Genomic DNA, 559 nt, shown 5'->3' with positions numbered 1-559 from the left:
CAGGCTCCCACGTCCTTCATCGGCTCCTGATGCCAAGGCATCCACCGTATGCCCTTAAAAACTTGAACACACAAAACGATCAAAACAAATCGCAGATAAACAACAACACCCAAGAAACCGAAGTTCCTCACGCATCGTCGTCTACCAGAGATGCTCGCGTCCACTGTGCAGTTCTCAATAAACAACCGGGCCCACCAGGCCGTGACCCTGTGAAGGATCACGGGACCTGATCCCGCAGTCCGAAGAAACGTGTCCGTTTCCTCAGGACCCAACAGCGTGTCCAGCTCCCCACCCGCCCGCGACCGCCGTTCCCACTCCCCCAAAAAAAGGGGGCGGTACTAGCCGGCTCGCACGAGCGGCGAGCTGAATAACCAGTGCTCCACATCTATGAGCAGCCACCCGGCGAACATGCGCCGCCGATGATGGCCACCGACCCGGACACCTGCAAGCAGGCCGATCCGAGCCAGTCGATGCTCCTTAGAAAGGAGGTGATCCAGCCGCACCTTCCGGTACGGCTACCTTGTTACGACTTCGTCCCAATCGCCGGCCCCACCTTCGA

The 559-nt window shown here is 58.9% G+C and carries 1 rRNA gene; it reads right to left on the bottom strand.

Features of this window, described 5'->3' with window-relative positions:
* Positions 1-481: 481 nt before the first annotated feature.
* Positions 482-559 (bottom strand): 16S ribosomal RNA (locus ACFQ11_RS37810); the annotation flags it as partial.

The sequence above is a fragment of the Actinomadura sediminis genome, assembly GCF_042675525.1.
GTDB classification, from domain to species: Bacteria; Actinomycetota; Actinomycetes; order Streptosporangiales; family Streptosporangiaceae; genus Spirillospora; species Spirillospora sediminis.
This window is presented reverse-complemented; position numbering and strand designations above follow the sequence as displayed.